Origin of the sequence: Bilifractor sp. HCP3S3_D3 (assembly GCF_052063915.1) — a bacterium.
Lineage (GTDB): Bacteria > Bacillota > Clostridia > Lachnospirales > Lachnospiraceae > Bilifractor.
This window is the reverse complement of sequence record NZ_JBQHWP010000050.1, coordinates 1-1,041: the sequence shown is the minus strand read 5'-3', so window position 1 is coordinate 1,041 and position 1,041 is coordinate 1. Positions and strand designations below refer to the sequence as shown.

Genomic DNA, 1,041 nt, shown 5'->3' with positions numbered 1-1,041 from the left:
GCCCGGGGGAGACACCCGTTCCCATTCCGAACACGATGGTTAAGACCCGGGCGGCCGAAAATACTATGCCGGAGACAGTATGGAAAGATAGGCGGCCGCCAGCATCCTTACGGGGATGTAGCTCAGTTGGGAGAGCACCTGCCTTGCAAGCAGGGGGTCGAGAGTTCGAATCTCTTCATCTCCACTGCATATGAATCACATATGCATCAAAAACAGAAAAGGGCTTATAGCTCAGCCGGTTAGAGCGCACGCCTGATAAGCGTGAGGTCGGTAGTTCGAGTCTACTTAAGCCCACTTGGACTTAAGAAATTAAGCCCAGAGGTCAGTACACACTGATCAGATACGTACCTTGAAAACTGAATACACAAACGATTCCAAAAAGAAATCCAAAGCACAATCGAAAAATCAAAAGATTTTGAAATTGTTCACGAAGATAGGAAGACATCCGAGGCGTTACAGAGGAAGCAGAAATGATTCCGATGAACGTTTCATGGATAACATTCTTTTGCCGGAGTGTTATCCGAAATGCAATTTATGCAAAAGCCTGAAGGTCAGAGAAATCTGAAGTTCAGGAGTGCCGGAAAGGTCTACGCTAAGATCTGAAGGCACGGCCATTTTACAATAGGTCAAACATAAAGGGCGCAGGGCGGATGCCTTGGCACTGAGAGCCGAAGAAGGACGTGATTAACTGCGAAAAGCCGCGGGGAGACGTACATAGTCATTGATCCGCGGATGTCCGAATGGGGAAACCCGCATGAGCAAACCTCATGCATCCATGCATGAATCCATAGTGTATGGAGGGAGACCTGCTGAACTGAAACATCTAAGTAGGCAGAGGAAAAGAAAGAAAACTCGATGTCCTAAGTAGCGGCGAGCGAACGGGACAGAGGCCAAACCGGAGTGCATGCATTCCGGGGTTGCGGACAGCCAGAACGTACTGAAGAAGGCAGCCGAATAAGTTTGGGAAACTTATCCATAGAGCGTGAGAGACGCGTAGGCGAAACCGGAAGCAGACAAGGCTGCACCAGAGTACCACGGGAC

Annotated in this window: 2 tRNA genes and 2 rRNA genes; all 4 read left to right on the top strand. The window is 49.4% G+C overall.

The annotated features are described in order from the left end of the window. A 5S ribosomal RNA gene (rrf, locus tag ACTNDI_RS13975) occupies positions 1 to 104 on the top strand; the annotation flags it as partial. 7 nt (positions 105 to 111) lie between these two features. Next, a tRNA-Ala gene (locus tag ACTNDI_RS13970) sits at positions 112 to 184 on the top strand. Positions 185 to 220: 36 nt separating this feature from the next. Next, a tRNA-Ile gene (locus ACTNDI_RS13965) sits at positions 221 to 294 on the top strand. A gap of 329 nt (positions 295 to 623) precedes the next feature. Then, positions 624 to 1,041, top strand: a 23S ribosomal RNA gene (locus ACTNDI_RS13960); the annotation flags it as partial.